We start from the raw sequence: 20,681 nt of genomic DNA, 5'->3' as shown, positions 1-20,681 counted from the left end.
GTCAGTTTTCCAGTGTTCTTTCGGCGGCGGCGACGACAGCCTCCGCGGTCAGGCCGAACTCACGGAACAGCGTTTGGTAGTCGGCGGACTCGCCGTAGCGTTCGATGGACACGATCTCGCCGGTGTCGCCGACGATCTTGTGCCAGCACTGTGCGATACCGGCTTCAACCGCCACCCGAGCCGACACCGACGGCGGCAGCACCGCGTCACGGTAGTCGGCCGGCTGCGATTCGAACCACTCCAGACACGTCATGGACACCACGCGGGCGTTGATGTCCTTGGCCGCCAAGAGTTTCTGCGCTTCGACCGCGAGCTGCACCTCCGAACCGGTGGCGATCAACACCACGTCGGGGTCTTCGGCGCCGGCGGCTTCGAGACCGCCCAGCACGTAGCCTCCGCGGGCGACGCCTTCGGCGTCGGTGCCCTCGATGATCGGCACATTCTGCCGGGTCAGGATCAGCCCGACCGGACCGCTGCTCGCGCCGCGGGCCAGCACCGTGCGCCAGGCGTACGCGGTCTCATTGGCGTCCGCCGGCCGCACCACCGACAGGCGGGGGATGGCACGCAACGCCGCCAGGTGCTCGATCGGCTGGTGCGTCGGTCCGTCTTCGCCGAGCCCGATCGAGTCGTGCGTCCACACGTAGATCGGGTCGATGTCCATCAGCGCCGCCAACCGCACCGCGGGCCGCATGTAGTCGGAGAACTGCAGGAACGTGCCGCCGTAGGCGCGGGTGGGCCCGTGCAGCACGATGCCGGACAGGATCGAGCCCATCGCGTGCTCGCGGATCCCGAAGTGCAGGGTGCGGCCGTAGGGGTCGGCGGTGTACTCGCCGGTGGAGATCGACGCCGGTCCGAACGACTTGACGCCGTCCATGGTGGTGTTGTTGCTGCCCGCCAGATCGGCTGAGCCACCCCACAATTCAGGAAGCTTGGCGCCGACTGCGTTGAGCACCTTGCCGGATGCGGCGCGGGTGGCCACGGCCTTGGAGCCGGGCTCCCAGTACGGCAGCTCGGCGTCCCAGCCCTCGGGCAGTTCACCGGCGATCAACCGGTCCAGCAGTGCCTTGCGCTCCGGCTCGCGGGCCGCCCACGACTCGAACTGCTGCTGCCAATCGGCGCGGGCCTGCTTACCGCGTGCCACCAGCCCGCGGGTGTGGGTGATCACGTCTTCGCGGACGTCGAACGCCTTGTCCGGATCGAATCCGAGGGCGGTCTTGGTGGCGGCCACCTCGTCGCCGCCGAGCGCGGAACCGTGGATGGCTCCGGTGTTCATCTTGCCCGGGGACGGGTAGCCGATGATCGTGCGCAGCGAGATGAACGAAGGCTTGTCGGTGACGGCCTTCGCGTTGGCGATGGCCTCCTCGATGCCGGTCACGTTCTCGCCGCCCTCGACCTCCTGGACGTGCCAGCCGTAGGACCGGTAGCGGGCCGCGGTGTCCTCACAGAGGGCGATCGCGGTGTCGTCTTCGATGGAGATCTTGTTGTGGTCGTAGAACACGATCAGGTTGCCCAGCTGTTGAACGCCGGCCAGCGAGGAGGCCTCACTGGTGACGCCCTCCTGGATGTCGCCGTCGGAGGCGATCACGTAGACGAAGTGGTCGAACGGGCTCTCGCCGGGCGCGGTCTCCGGGTCGAACAGGCCGCGCTCGTAGCGGGCGGCCATCGCCATGCCGACCGCCGAGGCCAGGCCCTGTCCGAGCGGGCCGGTGGTGATCTCCACGCCCTTGGTGTGGCGGAACTCCGGGTGGCCTGGCGTCTTGGATCCCCAGGTCCGCAGTGCCTCGATGTCGGCCAGTTCCAGCCCGAAACCGCCCAGGTAGAGCTGGATGTACAGGGTCAGGCTGGAGTGCCCGCAGGACAGCACAAACCGGTCGCGGCCCAGCCATGTGGTGTCGGACGGGTCGTGGCGCATCACCCGCTGGAACAGCGTGTAGGCCAGCGGCGCGAGGCTCATTGCGGTGCCCGGGTGGCCGTTGCCGACCTTCTGCACCGCGTCGGCGGCCAGCACCCGGGCGGTGTCGACTGCGACGGAGTCGATCTCGGCCCAGTCAGCGGGGTGGTGCGGGCGGGTAAGAGCGGAGATCTCTGCAGCAGTGGTCACGAACGTCGGGTCCTCATCTTCGAGATAGGTCTTCAAAACAAGCCTGGCTGGTTCTCACCCTAATGCGGGCACGCGCAGTGTTGCAGGTCCGGTCGCCGTGTGGATTCGCCGTGAATTGACCCTGCGATTCGGACGACCTGGCCAAGCGGTCTACCATCGTCCGTAGTAGAAGCTGGCGTCCGTCCGAAGTCGAAGCTGGCGTCGCAGCTGCCATCCTAGGAGTCATCACGTGAGTATTCGCGAGCGCGCTCAGCCGCGCCGAATACGCGCTGTGCGCAACACGTTGTTGGCGTATCTGTCGCTGACCAAGCCCCGAATCATCGAGTTGCTGCTGGTCACGACCATTCCCGCGATGTTGCTGGCCGACCGCGGCACGGTGAATCCGTTGCTGATCTTCAACACGCTGATCGGCGGGATGCTGGCCGCCGCCAGCGCCAACGCGCTGAACTGCGTGGTCGACGCCGACATCGACAAGGTGATGAAGCGCACCGCGCGCCGTCCGCTGGCTCGTGACGCAGTGCCGACCCGCAACGCCCTGGTGTTCAGCCTGGCGCTCGGTGCCGGCTCGTTCATGTGGCTGTGGCGTACCACGAACTTGATGTCGGGCCTGCTGGCCACGGCCACCATCGCGTTTTACGTGCTGATCTACTCGATGGTGCTCAAGCGGCGCACCTCCCAGAACGTGGTGTGGGGCGGGGCGGCCGGCTGCATGCCGGTGGTGATCGGCTGGTCGGCGGTCACCGGCACCATCGGTTGGCCTGCGCTGGTGATGTTCTTGGTGATCTTCTTCTGGACGCCGCCGCACACCTGGGCGCTGGCGATGCGCTACAAGGAGGACTACGCGGCGGCTGGGGTGCCCATGCTGCCGGTGGTCGCCAGCGAGCACGTCGTCACCCACCGGATCGTGGTCTACACCTGGGCGACGGTGCTGGCGACGCTGGCGCTGGTGCCCGCCGCAGGCTGGTTGTATGCGGCGGTCGCGGTAGTGGCCGGCGCGTGGTTCCTGGCCATGGCCCACCAGCTGTACGCGGGCGTTCGTCGTGGTGAGCCGGTCAAGCCGCTGCGGCTGTTCCTGCAGTCCAACAACTATCTGGCGCTGGTCTTCTGTGCGCTGGCGGTGGACTCGGCCATCGGCCTGCCCACCCTGTTCTAGGACCTCCCGCTCCATTCGAACCGGGCTTTCCCGCGCTCGGACAACGCCGCCTCGATACGCAGTCCCATCCGCTCGGGCAACTCGGGCAGCGCGGTGAGTGGGTACCAGCGCGCGTCAGTGCTTTCGTCGTCGGCGGGGTAGGGCTCGCCGGCAACCCAGCGCATCACGAAGACATGGTCGAGGTATTGGGCCCGGTCGCCGTTGACGTGGGTGACGGGCGCGGTGACGTGTACCCAGGTCAGCCGCTCGGGCACCGCGGTGACACCGGTCTCCTCTGCGACCTCGCGGACGGCGGCGTCAGCCGGTTCTTCGCCGGGGTCGACGATCCCGGTCACCGGCGCCCAGACGCCGTTGTCGGCGCGTTCGACGAGCAGCACCTCGTCGCCGCGGATAACCACCGCCGTCACACCGATCAGCCACAGCGGGGCGTGGCCGATGTGGGTACGGAGGTCGACGATGAACTGCGGAGTCGGCATGTGAACGATGGTGCCAGCTAGGCCACGGGCATCACAGCATCAGCGCAGCTAACACAGGGGCGGAATGTCTTGTGCGGCCCGCCGCGGCAGGTATTCAATTGCCGATAATGAAAACCATGTTCAACAGCTGGGCGGACGGCCGGCGGTGACCGCACCGGCGCCGGTGTGGATGGCTTCTCCGCCCGAGGTGCACTCCGCCTTGCTGAGCGCCGGATCGGGGCCTGGTCCGCTGCTGGCTTCCGCTTCCGCGTGGTCGGCTCTGGGAACCCAGTACGCCGACGCCGCTGATGAACTACTTACGCTGCTGGGCTCCGTTGAGGCCGGGGCGTGGCAAGGTCCGAGCGCTCAGGCGTATGCGACGGCGCACTCGCCCTACCTGGCGTGGCTGAGGCAGGCCAGCGCGGACAGTGCGGTAACGGCGGCCCAATACGAGACGGCCGCCGGGGCCTATGTCAGCGCGCTGGCGGCCATGCCGACGCTGCCGGAACTGGCCGCCAATCACGCCACCCACGCGGTGTTGGTGGCGACGAACTTCTTTGGGATCAACACCATTCCGATTGCGGTCAACGAGGCCGACTACGTGCGGATGTGGGTGCAAGCCGCAGCGGCCATGGCAACGTATCAAGCGGTCAGTGGCGCGGCGATGGCCTCGGTGCCGCACACCCCGCCGGCGCCCCCGATCGTCAAGACCGACGCGCAACCCGCCGATGCCGATGAGGGCACCGATCCCACCGTCAACGATCCGCTGGATCAGCTGATCGCCAAGATTCTGCAGACCGCCAGCAACGGGCAGATCAATTGGGATCCCGCCCACGCGATGATGAACGGGATTCCCTATGACGAGTACGTCGATCCCAATCAACCGATGTTCTGGCTGGTGCGGGCACTGGAACTGTTGGAGGACTTTCAGCAACTCGGCGTGAACTTCCAGCAGAACCCCGCATTGGCGTTCCAATACCTGGTTCAGCTCGCCGAGTTCGACTGGCCGACACACCTGGCCGAGATCGGTACCTGGCTGGCCCAGTCGCCCCAGTTGTTCGCCGCCGCGATCGGCGTGTTGGTAGCCCCGGTAGGTGCGGTGGGCGGTTTTGCCGGGCTGGCCGGATTGGCCGGCCTTCCACAACCGCTCCCGCCGCTGCCGTTGGGCGGCACGCCCGACGCCCTTGCCGGGTTCGGATCCGGCTCGGCAGGAGCGCCGACACCCGCGATGCCGACCGCGCCGGCTCCGGCGCCGGCTCCAGCACCGGCCCCCGCGGCGGCCGGCGTCAGCGGCCCCGCGCCGGCGGCGCCACCCCCGCCACCGGGCGGCGCGCCGTTCTTCCCGCCGTATCTGCTTGGTCCGCCCGGCATCGGCACCGGTTCCGGCATGCCCGTCGGGGCGGGAGCATCGCGGAAGGCCTCCGAGCCGCGCGGTTCGGTGGCAGCCGCTGCGGCAACCGCGGCCGAGCGCGATCGGCAGCGGGCCCGACGCCGCAAGCGCATCAAGGCACGCCGGCCCGACGACGCTGTCATGGACCTCAACGTCGGGGTGATGCCGGATTGGGCGGAGCAGGCTGAGGCGAGCGCGACCGCGTCGTCGCACGGAGTAACCGGATTCGCCGGCACGGTGGGCCGCGACGGTGCTCCGGCCGGGGGATTGACGATGTCATCGGGCGGCGCCTTCGACGACGCGGCGCGCATGCCCTTGCTGCCGGGCAGCTGGCCGGACGAAAAAAGGTAGGAGTTCGGGCAACCGAAACTATAGATTCGCTAGAGTGAATCCTCATGTTCGGGCCGGTGTGGATGGCGTCTCCTCCTGAGGTGCACGCGACTCTGCTCAGTGCCGGATCCGGCCCCGGTCCGCTGCTCGCGGCCGCGGGCGCTTGGTCATCGCTGGGCGCGGCCTACACCACCGCGGCGCAGGACCTGCACGCACTGCTGACAGCGGTGGCGGGCGGGCTGTGGAGCGGCGCGGCCGCCGAGCAGTACCAGGCGGCGCATCTGCCGTATCTGGCGTGGCTGTATCGCGCCGCTGCCGACAGCGCCCGGATGGCGGCCGTACACGACCAGGCTGCGGGGGCCTATACCGCCGCGCTGGCGGCGATGCCGACCCTGCCGGAACTGGCCGCCAATCACGCCACCCACGGGGTATTGGTCGCAACGAATTTCTTTGGGATCAACACCATTCCGATCGCCGTCAACGAGGCCGACTACTTCCGGATGTGGGTGCAGGCGGCCACCGTCATGGCGGCTTATCAGGCCGCCTGCGAAGCGTCAGCGGCAGCGATCCCCACCGTCACTCCGGCGGCCCCGATCCAGAGATCAGCAGAGGCCTCGTCACCGTGGTCATCGCAGCGGATAACCGAAAACCCGTTGCAGGGCCTGCTCGATTTCCTCGAGCCATACTTGAAAAGCCTTGGCTTGGAAGACGGGGTCGGAGGGTTCGACCGCGTCACCAATGGGGTGACTACCGTCGTCGCGGATTTCCTGAAGAATTTCGGGATCAATTGGGACCCAGCCGCCGGAACAATCAACGGCTTCGAGTATGAGCTCTATGCCGATGCCACCCGACCGATCTGGTACCTCGCACGAACTCTAGAGCTGTACCAGGACTTCTTGGCTATCACCCAGGACCCCACTCAGATCATCCCGGCGCTGCAGTACTTCGCGGCCCTGGTGCTGTTCGACTGGCCCACCCACATCGCCCAGTTGCTACAGGCGGTAAGCCAACCGGCGGCGATGGCCGCCGCGGCGGGCGCGGTGGTGGCGCCTGTCGGCGGCCTGGCCGGCCTGGCCGGGTTGCCTCAGCCGGTTCCCGCGGGCGGCGCCGTGCCGGTGGGCCCGGTGACTCCGGCGGTCGTCGCAGACGTTCCGGCTGTCGCGGTCGGCTCGGCGGTGGCGGCGGCCCCGCCCCCGCCCGCCGCGCCGCCCGCTGCCGCGCCGGCCGGTGCCGCCCCGGTGCCGCCGGCAGCGGCGCCGCCAGCGACGGTGCCCGCCGCTCCGCCGCTGTTCCCCTACGTGGTCGGGGGTGGGCCCCGGATCGACTACGGATCAGGTCTCGGCGCCCACGCCTCCGCTGCGGACAGCGCCAAGCGCAAGACGCCCACCCCGGAGTCTGCCTCGGCCGCGGCGGCAGCGGAATCCCGCCGGGCCAAACGTCTCCGGCGGCGCCAGACCAGAACACGGCACGGTGACGCCGTTATGGATCTGACCGTCGGGGTGACCCCGGACTGCGAACCGGCACCGGTGTCCGATCACGGCGCGGGGGAACTGGGGCGCTCCGGCAGTGGGCAAGGCGCCGGTAGCCGCGCTACCGGGCTCACCCGGCTGGAAGGGGCGGAATTCGCTGACGGTCCTCGGGTGCCGCTACTGCCCGACGGTTGGTACCTGAACCGAGGGGGCGGTTAGGCGTCGAGCACGATCGAGCCGACAGTCTGGCGGCCCTGCAGATCGCGGTGGGCTTGGGCCGCGTCGGCCAGCGGATAGTGCCGACTCACCGTCACCGCGATCGTGCCGTTTTCGATCGCCTCGAACAGTTCTCCGGCCCGCCAGGTGAATTCCGGTGCGGTACGGGTGAAGTGAGCCAGGTTCGGACGCGTGAGGTAGACCGAGCCCGCGGCATTGAGCCGCTGCGGGTCCACCGGCGGCACCGGACCGCTGGCCGCGCCGAACAGCGCCAAGGTGCCCCGGACGGCGAGGCTGGCCAGGCTGGCGTCGAACGTCGCCGCCCCCACCCCGTCGTACACCGCGACCACCCCGCCGTCGGCCAGCTCCCGGACCCGGGCGCCGAACGCCGCGGCGTCTTCAGGGGCCGAGCCGGGGTAGTCGAGCACCTCCACGGCGCCGGCCTGCCGCGACAATTCGGCCTTGGACGGACTCGACACCGTGGTGATCACCCGAGCACCGAGCGCGGTGGCCCACTGGGTCAGGATCAGCCCCACTCCGCCGGCGCCGGCGTGCAACAACACGGTGTCGCCGGACTGGATGGGGTACACCGACTTGATCAAGTAATGCGCCGTCAGGCCTTTGAGCAGTGCGGCCGCGGCCACGTCGGCCGCAATGCCGTCGGAGATGGGCGCCGTCAAAGACGCTGGGGCCGTGCAGTATTGGGCGTAGGCGCCGGTCGCTGCCGCCGTCACCACGCGATCACCCACCGCCAATGCGGTCACTCCCGCGCCCACCTCGGCGACCGTGCCCGCGGCCTCACTGCCCACCACGAACGGCAGCTCGGCGGGGTAGACCCCGGAGCGGAAGTACGTGTCGATGTAGTTGACCCCGACGGCCTCGACCCGGATCAACACCTCACCGGAGGCAGGGGAGGGCTGTGGTCTGTCGACCAGGTTCAAAACTTCCGGGCCGCCGGTCGCGGCCACTTCCACGGCGTGCATGGTGACTATCATCTCCGAATGTGAGGTCTGCATGAAGCTGGCCCGGCCCGACATCTTCCATCCGCGCATCGTGCTGGCGGTCGATGCGCGGCGCGGCCACCACGATGGAGTCGAAGCCGACGACGACGCTGGGCTGGTCGCGGCGCTGCGCCACCGCGGGCTGCATGCCCGCCCAATGCCCTGGGATGACCCGGAGACGCTGGACGCGGACCTGGTGATCCTGCGCACGACCGGCGGCGGCCCAGCCCGGCAGGCCGAATTCCTGAAGTGGACGACGCGGGTGGCCCACCTGCTGAACCCGCCGGAAGCGGTGGCCTGGAACGCCGACCGTCGCTACCTGGCCGACCTGCAGTGTGACGGGGTGCCGACGTTGGCGGGGCCGGCGCCGGCAGAGCTGAGCACGCTGGTGTTTTTCGGCGCCGGCCGGTCGCACGCGTTCGGCGCCGCGGGCTCCGACCCGGACTTCGAACTGTGGGACGTCGGGCGTGCCGCGCTGCGTTCGGCCGCCGAGCGCCTGAGCATCCGGATCGAAGAGCTGCTCTACGCCCGGGTCGATGTAGCCGGAACGGCCGCGGACGCGCGCCTGGTCGGCTTGGATCTGATTGCGCCGCAATTGGGTTTCAGCGAGCTCGACGCCGACGAACGAGACCGCGCGCAGCGCCGCTTCGCCGTCGAGGTCGGTGCGGCGCTAGAGCGACTCGGGTTGGGTCCGCTGGCGCAGCGAGGCCCATAGTGCCGCGGTCGCGCCGGTGACCAGCACCGCACCCGCAACGTGCAGGGTGACCAGCACGGCGGGCACGCCGGTGAAGTACTGGACCACGCCGATCAGCCCCTGAGCCAACGTCAGGGCAGTCACCACCGCCAGCCGGCGCATCACCGGCTTGGCTGCCTGCACCGCAGCCAGCCCGAAGGCCAGGCCCACCAGGAGGCCGAGGAATCCGATCAGCAGCGACTCGTGCAGGTGGGCGAGGGTGGCGACCTCCACCTTGAGCCGCGCCACCGTGCGGGCCGCGCTCTTGTCGCCGGCGTGCGGGCCGGCGCCGGTCACCAGGGTGCCGGTCACCAGCACCGCGCCCAGCGTGACGGCACACAGCGCGGTCAATCCGCGCAAAGGCGCCGGGACCCGGTAGGTCACCACCGCCGACTCGTCATCGGTCTGACCGACTTTCGCGTAGAACTGCACCGCCAGCCACACCATCAGCATGGAGACCAGCAGGTGCACGGCCACCGTCCACCACGCCAGCCCGGTGCGTACGGTGATCCCGCCGATCACCGCCTGTAACACCGTGGAGCCGGGCATCAGCCAGGCGTAGACCAGTACCTCGGTACGCCGGCGGGCCCGGATCACGGCCAGGACGGCCAGCGCCGCGGTGATCACGACCGCGAAGGTGACCATCCGGTTGCCGAACTCGATGGCCTGATGAATCCGCGGAACTTCCGAGACGGCCACCGGCACGTAGCTGCCGGGGAAGCACTGCGGCCACGTCGGGCAGCCCAATCCGGACGCGGTGACCCGCACGATCGCGCCGGTGACCGCGATGAATCCCTGCGTGAAGACGACCGCGGCAGCCAGCCATCGCTGGGTGCGCAGGCCCGGTTCGGGTAGCAGATCCACCAGGCGCATCAGGAACCGTCCCACGGGCCTGATCGTAGAGGATCGGTAACTACATCCCGTAGTAGGTCAGCTGAACCGGAACCACCGCACGGCACCGACGGCGGCCAACAGGCCCCACACCGTCACCACCGCGATACCGAACCAGTCGATCGAGACGCTCAACGCTTGGGCCAACGCCTCGGTGAGTGCCCCCGACGGGGTCAGCCGGGCGAGCCAGCGGACCGTGCCGGGCACCAGGTCGGTCTCGACCGTCAGCGCGGAGAACCCGCCGAACACGAACCACATCAGGTTGGCGCCGGCCAACACGATCTCGGCGCGCAGGCTGCCGCCGAGCAGCAGACCCGACGCCGCGAAACAGGCGGTACCGAGTGCGATGACCACCGCGCCCAAGCCGAGACCGGCCAGCGTCGGCCGCCAGCCCAGCGCCGCGCCGATCGCCCCGAGCAGCACGGACTGCAACAGAACGACCGTGGCCACCGACAGGGATTTGCCGGCGATGACGCCCCAGACCGGTAGCGCCGTGGCGCCCAGGCGTTTCAGGGCCCCGTAGCGCCGGTCGAACGCCACGGCGATCGCCTGCCCGGTGAAGGCGGTGGCGATCACCGCCAGCGACATGATCACCGGCAACACGGTGGTGGCGCGTTCGGCGTGGCCCTCGCCGAACGGGCCCAGCGGCAGCACCGTCAGCCCGATCAGCAGGGTGATCGGAATGAACATCGTCAGCAGCAGCTGCTCGCCGTTGCGCAGCAGCAGGGTCAGCTCCAACCGGTACTGGGCGGCCAGCATCGCGGGCACGCTGGCCGGACGAGGGTCGGGGGTGAAGGTACCGGGCGCGAAGACCTGCTGGGCACTCATGGGCGTAGCTCCCGTCCGGTCAGCTCCAAGAACACGTCCTCAAGACTGCGCTGCTCGACCCGCAGTGCGGTGGCCAGCACGTCCATCCGGGCGCACCAGGCTGTCACGGTCGCCAGCACCTGAGGGTCAACGGTTCCTTCGACGAGGTATTCGCCGGGCAGCACCTCGCTGGCCCGATAGCCCTCCGGCAATGCCGTGATCAGCAACGACAGGTCCAATCGGGGGGCGGCGGTGAACCGCAACTGCCCCTGGGCGCCGCTGCGAGTCAACTCCGCCGGCGTGCCGGCGGCGACCACCGCACCATGGTCGATGATCAGCAGCCGGTCGGCCAGTTCCTCGGCCTCACGCAGGTGGTGTGTGGTGAGCACCACCGTCACGCCGTCGCGGCGCAAGGCGTCGATCAGCTCCCACACCAGCAGTCGGGCGTGCGCATCCATGCCGGCGGTCGGCTCGTCGAGGAATACCAGTTCCGGCCGGCCGACCAGGGCGCAGGCTAGGGCGAGCCGCTGCTGCTGCCCGCCGGAGAGCCGGCGGTAGGTGGTGCGGGCCGCATCGGTCAGCCCCAGGGTGTCCAGCAGCCATTGCGGGTCCAGCGGGTTGGCCGAATACGACGCGACCAGTTTGAGCATTTCGCCGGCGCGGGCCGCCGGGTAGCCGCCGCCGCCCTGCAGCATCACCCCGATGCGCTCCCGAAGCCGGTCGTTGTCGGCGACCGGGTCCAAGCCGAGCACTTCGATGGTTCCGGAGTCCGGGCGGACGAAGCCTTCGCACATCTCGACCGTCGTCGTCTTCCCGGCGCCGTTCGGACCGAGGAGGGCGAACACTTCGGCGGTCTGTACGTCGAAATCAAGGCCGGCGACCGCATCGACCGCAGACGGACCGGTCCCGTAACGCTTGCGTACCCCGCGCAAGCGCACCGCGACAGCTGAGTTCACGGAGAATCAGCGTAAGCGTCGGTGGCGGCGGCCGGCCGTGGGGTCTGTTCCTCGGCCGCTGCGCTGCCCGTTGGGGTGTCAGCTTCGGCAGGCAATTCACGCCACGGCAGTCGCCGATAGGTCAGCAGGAACAACCCGAGCACCACGACGGCACTGGCCAGGGTGGCGTCCACGATCTGGAACAGCGCGAAACGGTCGCCGTTGGCGGTCGGGCCGAAGATACCCACCACCAGGGTGACCGCGATCACCGCGATCCGGAAGTTCGGGCGGGTCGCCCAGGCGGCCAGCGGGATGATCGCCCACAGCAGGTACCACGGCTGGACCACCGGGAACAGCAGGACGGTGATGCCCAGCGCAACGCCGAGGCCACCGACCGGATGCAGCCGGCCGTTGAACACCACCAGCAACAGCCACACCACGAGCACCGCGATGATCAGGACACCGATGGCACGGGTCAGCGACAGCACCGCGGTGGTGTGATCACCCAGCCCCAGCAGGATCCCGACTTGGCCCGTGCCGAGGGCGATCAGCGTCGGCGGCGACATCCAACTGCGCACCACATTGGCCGTGCCCAGGGTGAACACCCACCCGAAGCCCAGCCCGCTGGCCCAGCCGATCAGGCCCGTCACCGCCGCCGCCAAGGCGGCCATGCTCGTACCGGCCAGCAGAAACGCCCGCAGGTCGCCGCCCCACCGCCAGCCCAGCGCCATCGCGACGAAGCCGAGCGCCAGCAGCGACGGCAGCTTGACCTGCGACGACATCGTGATCAGCACCGCTCCGATGAGCAAGCCGGCCAGCGGAGCCCACTCGTGCCGGTTCGACGGCAGCAGGGGCTGTGCCGCGGTGATCCCGCGCAACGCGAACTCCGTGCCGGTCAGCATGAGCCCGAGCATCAACGCCTCGTTGTGGATGCCGGCAACCAGATGCATCAGCAACAGCGGATTGGCCGCACCGAGCCACAGGGCGCTGACCTCGGCAACCCCGCAGCGCGCCGCCAAGCGCGGCACCGCCCACACGATCAAGCCGACCCCGAGCAGCACCACCACCCGGTGGCACAGCACCGCGGTGACGATGTTTTCCCCGGTCAACGCCGAGATTCCCCGACCGATCCACAAGAACAGCGGCCCGTAGGGTGCCGGCGTCTCCCGCCAGAGGCTGGGCACGGACAGGGTGAAGACGTGGTCAAGGCCCAGGGCCGGCGCCGGGCCCACCCGGTAGGGGTCCAGACCCAGCCGAGAGATCTGGCTCTGCGCCAGGTAGGAGTAGACGTCCTTGCTGTACATCGGCGGGGCGACCAGCAGCGGCAGCATCCACAGCAGCAGGGTGCGGTCGAGCTGGCTGCGCGACATCCGCCGCTTGCCAAGGGCGAACCGCCCCAGCATCAGCCAGGCCAGCGCCATCATCACCGCCCCGGTGGTGGTCATGGTCAGGGCCACCGTCTGCAAGCGCGACGGCAAATTCAGCAGCCTGACCCCGAAGGTCGGGTCTTGCACAACCGGCCGCGCACCGGCCCCGAGCGCACCGATGGCCATCAGCACGGTTCCAGTGGCACCGAACAGGCGGGTGCGCCGCAATGCGACCAGCTCAGCGGCATTAAGCGGGGAGCCGACAGTGCGCTCGTCGCCGTGCAGGTGCGCGATCGACGTGCTCAGCGAATGCCGGCGGAAGGCCATCCCAGCAGCGTAACGGCCGCTCTCCGATGCCCGGGGACGCCCGGCGGCCCGCGGGATGTGATCAGCGCAACGCCCGATCCGGCCTGAACTGAGGTAACCCTTTCTAGACCGAGCCCTGGAATTGCGTCACACTGGTGTTGTGAAATTCGAGGCCTCCGAAATGGGGGAGGTGAAAGCCGCCACCGAATCCGCCGGGCAACGCCCCGGCGGTGCGGTTGTGGCGGGCACCCCGCTGGCGGCCGAAGTCGCCAGCGGCCACGACACGCGTCAGGCGGTGGTACGCCTGCTGATGGAATCCGGATCGATCACCGCGGGGGAGATCGGCGCCCAGCTGGGCTTGTCGGCCGCAGGGGTGCGTCGGCACCTGGATGCCCTGATCGAGATGGGTGACGCCGAGGCACATGCGGCGGCATCCTGGCAGCAGGTGGGGCGCGGGCGTCCGGCGAAGCGGTTTCAGCTCACCGAAGCCGGCCGCGGCAAGCTCGGCCACCGCTACGACGACCTCGCTGTGGCGGCCATGCGCCAGCTGCGCGAGATCGGTGGCGAGGACGCGGTGGTCGACTTCGCCCGACAGCGCATCGACACCATCCTGGCCAAGGTCGCGGCCGTCGCAGCCGGCAGCGGCACCGACGACGACGGCGACCTGGAAGCCACCGCCCAACGCATCGCCGGCGCCTTGACGGAGGCCGGCTATGCCGCCACCACCGCGCGGGTGGACGGTGGCGTACCGGGGGTGCAGATACTGCAGCACCACTGCCCGGTGGCCAACGTCGCCAAGGAGTTCCCGGAGTTGTGCCGGGCCGAGCGGCAGGCGATGGCCGAAGTGCTGGGCACCCACGTGCAGCGGTTGGCGACCATCGCCGACGGCGGCTACGTCTGCACCACCCATGTGCCGTTGACCAACCGGAGCGCCAAGGTCGCCAAGGCCGGCAAGTCCAGCGCCGCCGCGGCCGTCAAAAAACAGCATTAGCAGCACCGACCAACCTTCGGCGCACACCCTGCGCCGAAGCCATCACGAAAACCGAAGGAGCGTCACCATGACACTCACGCCGGAGGCCACCGAAGCAACCGCGGAGCCGACCCAGGAAGAGACGATCGCGTCGCTGGGTCGGTACGAATTCGGGTGGGCCGACAGCGACGCCGCCGGGGCGGCCGCGCAGCGGGGTATCTCCGAGGCCGTGGTGCGCGACATCTCCGCGAAGAAGAACGAGCCGGAGTGGATGCTCGAGGCACGCCTGCGGGCCTACCGGACCTTCATGAAGAAGCCGATGCCCAACTGGGGTTCGGACCTGTCCGGCATCGACTTCGACAACATCAAGTACTTCGTGCGGTCCACCGAGAAGCAGGCCCAGACCTGGGACGACCTGCCCGACGACATCCGCAACACCTACGACCGTCTGGGCATCCCGGAGGCCGAGAAGCAGCGCTACATCGGTGGCGTGGCCGCCCAGTACGAATCCGAAGTGGTCTACCACAAGATCCGCGAAGACCTTGAGGCACAAGGGGTCATCTTCCTTGACACCGACACCGCCCTGCGGGAGCACGAGGAGCTGTTCCGCGAGTACTTCGGCACGGTGATCCCGGCGGGAGACAACAAGTTCTCCGCGCTCAACACCGCGGTGTGGAGCGGGGGATCGTTCATCTACGTGCCCAAGGGTGTACACGTCGACATCCCGCTGCAGGCCTACTTCCGGATCAACACCGAGAACATGGGCCAGTTCGAGCGCACGCTGATGATCATCGACGAAGACGCCTACGTGCACTACATCGAGGGCTGCACCGCGCCGGTGTACACCTCGGACTCGCTGCACTCCGCGGTGGTGGAGATCGTCGTCAAGCCGGGTGGCCGGTGCCGCTACACCACTATCCAGAACTGGTCGGTCAACGTCTACAACCTGGTGACCAAGCGGGCCCGGGCCGAGGCCGGGGCCACCATGGAGTGGGTCGACGGCAACATCGGTTCCAAGGTCACCATGAAGTACCCGGCGGTGTGGATGACCGGCGAACACGCCAAGGGCGAGGTGCTCTCGGTCGCGTTCGCCGGCGAGGACCAGCACCAGGACACCGGCGCCAAGATGCTGCACCTGGCGCCCAACACGTCGTCCAACATCGTCTCCAAGTCGGTGGCGCGCGGCGGCGGCCGATCCTCCTACCGGGGGCTGGTCGAGATCCACAGGGGTGCGCACGGCGCGAAGTCCAGCGTGAAATGCGATGCGCTGCTGGTCGACAACGTCAGCCGCAGCGACACCTACCCCTACGTCGACATCCGTGAGGACGACGTCACCGTCGGTCACGAGGCCACCGTGTCGAAGGTCAGTGAAAACCAGCTCTTCTACCTGATGAGCCGCGGCCTGACCGAGGACGAGGCGATGGCAATGGTGGTGCGCGGCTTCGTCGAGCCGATCGCCAAGGAACTGCCGATGGAGTACGCGCTGGAACTCAACAAGCTGATCCAGCTGCAGATGGAAGGCTCGGTGGGCTAGGTGACTTCCCCTGGTTTGACGTCCGCCCCGGCGGCCAACCTGACCGCAGCCGTCGAGGGTGGCACCAAGGGCACCGCGTTCACCTCGTTCGACGTCGAGGCATTCGAGGTGCCGCACGGTCGCGATGAGGTGTGGCGGTTCACCCCGCTGCGCCGGCTGCGCGGCCTGCACGACGGCTCCGCGGTCGCCGACGCGCCCGCCGGCATCGAAGTCCGCGGCTCGGAGGGCGTGCGGACCGAGACGGTCGGGCGCGGCGATGACCGGCTGGGCGCCGCTGGAGTGCCAGCGGACCGCATTGCGGCCCAGGCCTTCTCGGCGTTTCGTGAGGCGACGGTGGTCACCGTGCCCAAGGAAGCGAGCGTCGAGGAACCCATCGAGATCACTGTCACCGGCCCGGGTGCGGGAGCGACCGCCTACGGCCACCTGCTGCTGCGTGCCGAGGAACTGTCACGCGCAACCGTCGTGATCGACGTGCGGGGCAGCGGAACCTATGCCGACAACGTCGAATTCGTGGTCGGCGACGGCGCACAGCTGACCGTGGTCTGGATCGCCGATGCCGCCTCGGACCTGGTGCACGTCACCATGCACCACGCGGCGCTGGGCAGGGACGCGGTGCTGCGCCACAGCGCCGTGCAGCTGGGTGGCGAACTGGTACGCCTGACCGGCCGGGTCCGCTTCGACGGTCCCGGTGGCGACGCCGAGATGCTCGGCCTGTACTTCGCCGACGACGGCCAGCACCTCGAATCGCGCCTGCTGGTCGACCACGCCCAGCCCAACTGCCGCTCCAACGTGCTCTACAAGGGTGCGCTGCAGGGCGACCCCGCGTCGGCGCTGCCGGACGCCCACACCGTCTGGGTCGGCGACGTGCTGATCCGCGCGAGCGGCGTCGGCACCGACACCTTCGAGGTCAACCGCAACCTGGTACTGGCCGACGGAGCCCGGGCCGACTCGATTCCCAACCTGGAGATCGAGACCGGGGAGATCGTGCAGGCTGGGCACGCCAGCGCGACTGGACGATTCGACGATCTCCAGTTGTTCTACCTGCAGGCGCGCGGCATCCCGGAAGAGCAGGCCCGGCGCCTGATCGTGCGTGGCTTCTTCGGCGAGATCATCGCCAAGATCCCCGTTCCGGCTGTGCAGGAGCGCCTCACCGAGGCCGTCGAGCGTGAACTCGCGGTCACCGAGAACAAGTAAGCGACTTAAGGACCCGAAACAGCAATGAGCACTTTGGAAATCAAGGACCTGCACGTCAGTGTGTTGCCGGGCGGCGCCGGGGATGAGGGCGCCTCGGCGATCCCGATTCTGCACGGTGTGAACCTGACGGTGAACTCCGGTGAGACACATGCCCTGATGGGCCCGAACGGGTCGGGCAAGTCCACCCTGTCCTACGCGATTGCCGGGCACCCCAAGTACACCGTGACATCGGGGTCGATCACCCTCGACGGCGAGGACGTGCTGGCGATGAGCGTCGATGAGCGTGCACGCGCGGGCCTGTTCCTGGCCATGCAATACCCGGTCGAGGTGCCCGGGGTGTCGATGTCGAACTTCTTGCGCACCGCGGTGACCGCCGTGCGCGGTGAGGCGCCGAAGCTGCGGACCTGGATCAAGGAACAGCGGGCAGCGTTCGCCGAATTGGGTATCGACTCCGCCTTCGCCGAACGCAACGTCAACGAGGGCTTCTCCGGCGGTGAGAAGAAGCGCCACGAGATCCTGCAGCTGAGCCTGCTCAAGCCGAAGATCGCGGTCCTCGACGAGACCGACTCCGGCCTGGACGTCGACGCGCTGCGGGTGGTCAGCGAAGGGGTGAATCGCTACCAGGAGGCGGAGAACGGTGGCGTGCTGGTGATCACGCACTACACCCGCATCCTGCGCTACATCCAGCCGCAGTTCGTGCACGTCTTCGCCGGCGGGCGGATCGTCGAGTCGGGTGGGCCGGAGCTGGCCGACGAGCTGGAGGAGAACGGCTACGTGCGCTTCACCGAACAGGCAGCTGCGGCGGAGGCCTAGAACATGACGCTCTCGGTCAGTCGTCCGGCGGTGCCGGACCTCGACGCGATTCGGGCGGACTTCCCGATCCTGAACCGTGTCATGCGCGGCGGGAGCCGGCTGGCCTACCTGGACTCCGGGGCCACCTCGCAGCGTCCGGTTCCGGTGCTCGACGCCGAGCGGCAGTTCCTGCTGAACTCCAACGGCGCGGTGCACCGCGGGGCGCACCAGCTGATGGAGGAGGCCACCGACGCCTACGAGGACGGCCGGTGTGCGATCGCGCGCTTCGTCGGCGCCGAGCCGGACGAGCTGGTGTTCACCAAGAACGCCACCGAGTCGCTGAACCTGGTGTCCTACGTGGTCGGTGATGACCGCTTCGAGGCGGCCGTAGGCCCGGGTGACGTCATCGTCACCACCGAACTGGAACACCACGCCAACCTGATTCCCTGGCAGGAACTGGCGCGGCGCACCGGAGCGACCCTGAAGTGGTACGAGGTGACGCCCGACGGGCGTATCGACCTGGACTCGCTGGAACTCGACGAGCGGGTCAAAGTCGTTGCGTTCACGCATCACTCGAACGTGACCGGCGCGCTGGCCCCGGTCGCCGAGCTGGTGTCGAGGGCCCGCGCGGTCGGTGCGCTCACCGTGCTCGACGCCTGCCAGTCCGTGCCGCACCAGCCGGTCGACTTCCACGCGCTGGGGGTGGACTTCGCGGCGTTCTCCGGGCACAAGATGCTCGGACCCAACGGGATCGGGGTGCTCTACGGCCGGCGGGAGCTGTTGGCGGCGCTGCCGCCCTTCCTGACGGGTGGATCGATGATCGAGACGGTCACGATGGCGTCGAGCACCTACGCGCCGGCGCCGCAACGTTTCGAGGCAGGCACGCCGATGACCTCGCAGGTCGTCGGGTTGGCCGCGGCCGCTCGCTACCTCGATGCGATCGGGATGGATGTGGTGGCCGCCCACGAACGTGAGCTGGTGGCCGCCGCACTCGAGGGGCTCGCCGGCATTCCCGGGGTGCACATCGTCGGGCCGACCAGCACGATCGACCGCGGCTCGCCGGTGTCCTTCGTGATCGACGGGGTGCACGCGCACGACGTCGGGCAGGTGCTCGACGACGACGGTGTCGCCGTGCGGGTGGGCCACCACTGCGCAATGCCGTTGCACCGCAAGTTCAATGTGGCTGCCACCGCCCGGGCGTCGTTCGCGGTTTACAACACCCACGAGGAGGTGGAGCGCCTGCTGGCGGGTGTCCGCCGGGCCGTGGAATTCTTTGGGGGAGTGTGAGACGTTGCGTCTTGAGCAGTTCTATCAAGAGGTGATCCTCGATCACTACAAGCATCCGCAGCATCGCGGTCTGCGGGAGCCCTACGGCGCGCAGGTGCACCACGTCAACCCCACCTGCGGTGACGAACTGACGCTGCGGGTGGCGCTGTCGCCCGACGGTACGCAGATCGCCGATGTCTCCTACGACGGGCAGGGTTGCTCGATCTCGCAGGCCGCGACCTCGGTGCTGGCCAGCCAGGTGATCGGTCTGACGGTGGAACAGGCGTGCGCGACCTTCGATGCGTTCCACGAGATGGTGTCATCACGAGGCACCGTGGAAGGCGACGAGGAGGTGCTCGGCGACGGCATCGCCTTCGCCGGGGTGGCCAAGTACCCGGCGCGCGTCAAGTGCGCACTGCTGGGCTGGATGGCGTTCAAGGATGCGCTGGCGCAGACACTCGCGAAGACAGAGGAACAAACGCTGGCATCCGTCAGTGGGACAACCCAGGAGATGAACCGATGAGCGAATTGGGACCGGACGAACTGCTCGCCGAACTCGAGGAATCGATGCACGACGTCATCGACCCCGAGATCGGTATCAATGTCGTGGACCTGGGCCTGATGTACGACCTGTCGCTCCGCGAAGACGAGGACGGTCCGGCGGCGGTCGTGACCATGACGCTGACCTCGCCGGCCTGCCCGCTGCAAGACATGATCGTCGAGCAGATCCAGAATGCCACCGTGGGTGCCGGTCTGGTCAAGAAGGCTGACGTCAACTGGGTTTGGGAGCCGGCCTGGGGACCGGACAAGATCACCGATGAGGGCCGCGAGATGATGCGCGCAGTCGGTTTCACGGTCTGACCGTGCCGGCATCCGAGTTCTGGCTCTGCCGGACCTGCGGTGTCGAACACGATGCGACGCCGCAGGTGTGTGCGATCTGCGAGGACGACCGGCAATGGGTGCCGCAGGGCGGCCAACAGTGGGCCACCTTGGACGAGCTGGCCGCCGAGGGGATGCGATCCACCCTCGTCGCGCTGGAACCCGGGCTGATCGGAATCGGTAGCAATCCGCCACTCGGTATCGGTCAACTGGGCAAGCTGGTGTGCACGCCCGGCGGCAACATCCTGTGGGATCCGTCGGGATTCGTCGATGACGCCGCAGTGGCCGCGGCGCTCGAGCAGGGCCCGGTGCTTGGTGTCGTCGCCAGCCACCCGCACATGTTCGGCGCCCAAGTGGAATGGGGCCGGCGACTCGGCGGGGTGCCGGTGTATGTCAACGCCGCCGACAACCAGTGGGTGATGCGTCCGGACCCGGCGATCCGATACTGGTCCGGCCGCCTGGAGCTCGCTGAGGGGCTGACCCTGGTTCAGGTCGGCGGCCACTTTCCGGGTAGCTCCGTCGCGTGCTGGGACGCCGGTGCCGACGGTCGCGGGGTACTGCTGGTCGGCGACACCGTCTTCCCGAACCCCGACCGGCGCACCGTGGCGTTCTTGCGCAGCTATCCCAACCGGATTCCGCTGTCGGCCGCGGTCGCCCAGCGGATGGCCGGCACCTTTGAGCAGTTGCGGTTCGACCGCATTTACGGGTTGCACACCAACACCATCGACACCGATGCGGTGGCCGCGATCCGGTTCTCGGCGGACCGTCACGCCGCCTGGGCGCGCGGCGACCACGACGACCTCACCTAGCGCGGGACCGGTCAGCGTTGTCATGTGTCCCGGCCGATGGCCCGGGGGACGGGCGCTGCCATACTCGTCGCGTGACTGTGACT

General features: G+C 68.7%; 19 protein-coding genes. 12 read left to right on the top strand and 7 right to left on the bottom strand.

All coding sequences use genetic code 11. From position 1 onward, the window contains the following. Position 1: 1 nt before the first annotated feature. Positions 2 to 2,101 carry a transketolase gene (gene tkt / locus ACKY0X_RS12335; RefSeq protein WP_065038747.1) on the bottom strand — a complete coding sequence of 700 codons (2,100 nt, stop codon included), beginning with the start codon at positions 2,099 to 2,101 and terminating at the stop codon, positions 2 to 4. 229 nt (positions 2,102 to 2,330) lie between these two features. Between tkt and ACKY0X_RS12330 the strand changes: the two genes are divergently transcribed. Next, positions 2,331 to 3,254 (top strand): heme o synthase, encoded by a 924-nt coding sequence (locus tag ACKY0X_RS12330; RefSeq protein WP_065038699.1) that lies wholly within the window; start codon positions 2,331 to 2,333, stop codon positions 3,252 to 3,254. Here the strand turns inward: ACKY0X_RS12330 and ACKY0X_RS12325 are convergent. Next, positions 3,251 to 3,730: an NUDIX hydrolase gene (locus tag ACKY0X_RS12325; RefSeq protein WP_409426272.1), complete on the bottom strand. Its 480-nt coding sequence runs from the start codon at positions 3,728 to 3,730 to the stop codon at positions 3,251 to 3,253. The genes ACKY0X_RS12330 and ACKY0X_RS12325 overlap by 4 nt on opposite strands. A gap of 169 nt (positions 3,731 to 3,899) precedes the next feature. Between ACKY0X_RS12325 and ACKY0X_RS12320 the strand changes: the two genes are divergently transcribed. After that, positions 3,900 to 5,450 (top strand): PPE domain-containing protein, encoded by a 1,551-nt coding sequence (locus ACKY0X_RS12320; protein WP_409429609.1) that lies wholly within the window; start codon positions 3,900 to 3,902, stop codon positions 5,448 to 5,450. A gap of 44 nt (positions 5,451 to 5,494) precedes the next feature. Then, positions 5,495 to 7,117, top strand: coding sequence for a PPE domain-containing protein (locus ACKY0X_RS12315; RefSeq protein WP_409426271.1), 1,623 nt, complete (start codon positions 5,495 to 5,497; stop codon positions 7,115 to 7,117). Here ACKY0X_RS12315 and ACKY0X_RS12310 read toward each other — a convergent pair. Continuing rightward, positions 7,114 to 8,097, bottom strand: coding sequence for a quinone oxidoreductase family protein (locus ACKY0X_RS12310; RefSeq protein WP_409429608.1), 984 nt, complete (start codon positions 8,095 to 8,097; stop codon positions 7,114 to 7,116). The genes ACKY0X_RS12315 and ACKY0X_RS12310 overlap by 4 nt on opposite strands. Before the next feature lie 31 nt (positions 8,098 to 8,128). Between ACKY0X_RS12310 and ACKY0X_RS12305 the strand changes: the two genes are divergently transcribed. Beyond that, on the top strand, positions 8,129 to 8,830 hold the full coding sequence (locus ACKY0X_RS12305) for a hypothetical protein (protein WP_409426270.1): 702 nt from the start codon (positions 8,129 to 8,131) through the stop codon (positions 8,828 to 8,830). On the opposite strand, the gene ACKY0X_RS12300 is transcribed toward ACKY0X_RS12305, so the two are convergent. From ACKY0X_RS12300 to mptB, 4 genes are read right to left on the bottom strand one after another with little or no spacing between them, the layout of a single operon-like run. Beyond that, on the bottom strand, positions 8,786 to 9,721 hold the full coding sequence (locus tag ACKY0X_RS12300; protein WP_409429607.1) for a COX15/CtaA family protein: 936 nt from the start codon (positions 9,719 to 9,721) through the stop codon (positions 8,786 to 8,788). The two genes, ACKY0X_RS12305 and ACKY0X_RS12300, sit on opposite strands and share 45 nt — an antisense overlap. A gap of 57 nt (positions 9,722 to 9,778) precedes the next feature. Then, entirely contained in the window at positions 9,779 to 10,567 is a 789-nt protein-coding gene (locus ACKY0X_RS12295) for an ABC transporter permease (RefSeq protein WP_409426269.1), read from the bottom strand. Then, positions 10,564 to 11,502 carry an ABC transporter ATP-binding protein gene (locus ACKY0X_RS12290; RefSeq protein WP_409426268.1) on the bottom strand — a complete coding sequence of 313 codons (939 nt, stop codon included), beginning with the start codon at positions 11,500 to 11,502 and terminating at the stop codon, positions 10,564 to 10,566. The genes ACKY0X_RS12295 and ACKY0X_RS12290 overlap by 4 nt, the downstream gene beginning before the upstream one ends. Further along, positions 11,499 to 13,175, bottom strand: a complete 1,677-nt coding sequence (gene mptB / locus ACKY0X_RS12285; RefSeq protein WP_409426267.1) for a polyprenol phosphomannose-dependent alpha 1,6 mannosyltransferase MptB — start codon at positions 13,173 to 13,175, stop codon at positions 11,499 to 11,501. Before mptB ends, ACKY0X_RS12290 begins: the two co-directional genes overlap by 4 nt. 139 nt (positions 13,176 to 13,314) lie before the next feature. Here mptB and ACKY0X_RS12280 point away from each other — a divergent pair, with 139 nt between their 5' ends. From ACKY0X_RS12280 to ACKY0X_RS12245, 8 genes are all read left to right on the top strand, one after another. Next, a complete protein-coding gene (locus ACKY0X_RS12280) occupies positions 13,315 to 14,145 on the top strand; it encodes a helix-turn-helix transcriptional regulator (RefSeq protein ID WP_409426266.1) in 831 nt (276 codons plus the stop codon). 67 nt (positions 14,146 to 14,212) lie between these two features. Beyond that, positions 14,213 to 15,658 (top strand): Fe-S cluster assembly protein SufB, encoded by a 1,446-nt coding sequence (sufB, locus tag ACKY0X_RS12275; protein WP_409426265.1) that lies wholly within the window; start codon positions 14,213 to 14,215, stop codon positions 15,656 to 15,658. Beyond that, complete coding sequence (sufD, locus tag ACKY0X_RS12270; protein WP_409426264.1) at positions 15,659 to 16,852, top strand: Fe-S cluster assembly protein SufD; 1,194 nt, start codon at positions 15,659 to 15,661, stop codon at positions 16,850 to 16,852. It begins immediately after the preceding gene. A 24-nt stretch (positions 16,853 to 16,876) separates the two neighbouring features. Next, the gene (gene sufC / locus ACKY0X_RS12265) at positions 16,877 to 17,665 is read left to right on the top strand and encodes a Fe-S cluster assembly ATPase SufC (RefSeq protein ID WP_065038690.1); all 789 of its coding nucleotides are present in this window, start codon (positions 16,877 to 16,879) and stop codon (positions 17,663 to 17,665) included. A gap of 3 nt (positions 17,666 to 17,668) precedes the next feature. Beyond that, positions 17,669 to 18,931 carry a cysteine desulfurase gene (locus tag ACKY0X_RS12260; protein WP_409426263.1) on the top strand — a complete coding sequence of 421 codons (1,263 nt, stop codon included), beginning with the start codon at positions 17,669 to 17,671 and terminating at the stop codon, positions 18,929 to 18,931. Then, entirely contained in the window at positions 18,918 to 19,433 is a 516-nt protein-coding gene (gene sufU / locus ACKY0X_RS12255; RefSeq protein WP_409429606.1) for a Fe-S cluster assembly sulfur transfer protein SufU, read from the top strand. The genes ACKY0X_RS12260 and sufU overlap by 14 nt, the downstream gene beginning before the upstream one ends. Beyond that, positions 19,430 to 19,771 carry a metal-sulfur cluster assembly factor gene (locus tag ACKY0X_RS12250; protein WP_065038687.1) on the top strand — a complete coding sequence of 114 codons (342 nt, stop codon included), beginning with the start codon at positions 19,430 to 19,432 and terminating at the stop codon, positions 19,769 to 19,771. Before sufU ends, ACKY0X_RS12250 begins: the two co-directional genes overlap by 4 nt. 2 nt (positions 19,772 to 19,773) lie before the next feature. After that, complete coding sequence (locus ACKY0X_RS12245) at positions 19,774 to 20,598, top strand: hydrolase (protein WP_409426262.1); 825 nt, start codon at positions 19,774 to 19,776, stop codon at positions 20,596 to 20,598. The last annotated feature ends 83 nt before the right edge of the window (positions 20,599 to 20,681 follow it).

It is taken from the genome of Mycobacterium sp. SMC-11, assembly GCF_046250095.1.
Taxonomy (GTDB): domain Bacteria; phylum Actinomycetota; class Actinomycetes; order Mycobacteriales; family Mycobacteriaceae; genus Mycobacterium; species Mycobacterium heraklionense_A.
Note: the sequence above shows the minus strand (reverse complement) of the source record. Positions and strands in the feature narration are given on the sequence as shown.

Bases quoted from the DNA above. Each gene is read 5' to 3' on its own strand.
- ACKY0X_RS12325 (WP_409426272.1), bottom strand. From the start codon at position 3,730: ATGCCGACTCCGCAGTTCATCGTCGACCTCCGTACCCACATCGGCCAC.
- ACKY0X_RS12320 (WP_409429609.1), top strand. From the start codon at position 3,900: ATGGCTTCTCCGCCCGAGGTGCACTCCGCCTTGCTGAGCGCCGGATCG.
- ACKY0X_RS12315 (WP_409426271.1), top strand. From the start codon at position 5,495: ATGTTCGGGCCGGTGTGGATGGCGTCTCCTCCTGAGGTGCACGCGACT.
- ACKY0X_RS12310 (WP_409429608.1), bottom strand. From the start codon at position 8,097: ATGCACGCCGTGGAAGTGGCCGCGACCGGCGGCCCGGAAGTTTTGAAC.
- ACKY0X_RS12305 (WP_409426270.1), top strand. From the start codon at position 8,129: ATGAAGCTGGCCCGGCCCGACATCTTCCATCCGCGCATCGTGCTGGCG.
- ACKY0X_RS12300 (WP_409429607.1), bottom strand. From the start codon at position 9,721: ATGCGCCTGGTGGATCTGCTACCCGAACCGGGCCTGCGCACCCAGCGA.
- ACKY0X_RS12295 (WP_409426269.1), bottom strand. From the start codon at position 10,567: ATGAGTGCCCAGCAGGTCTTCGCGCCCGGTACCTTCACCCCCGACCCT.
- mptB (WP_409426267.1), bottom strand. From the start codon at position 13,175: ATGGCCTTCCGCCGGCATTCGCTGAGCACGTCGATCGCGCACCTGCAC.
- sufB (WP_409426265.1), top strand. From the start codon at position 14,213: ATGACACTCACGCCGGAGGCCACCGAAGCAACCGCGGAGCCGACCCAG.
- sufC (WP_065038690.1), top strand. From the start codon at position 16,877: ATGAGCACTTTGGAAATCAAGGACCTGCACGTCAGTGTGTTGCCGGGC.
- ACKY0X_RS12260 (WP_409426263.1), top strand. From the start codon at position 17,669: ATGACGCTCTCGGTCAGTCGTCCGGCGGTGCCGGACCTCGACGCGATT.
- ACKY0X_RS12250 (WP_065038687.1), top strand. From the start codon at position 19,430: ATGAGCGAATTGGGACCGGACGAACTGCTCGCCGAACTCGAGGAATCG.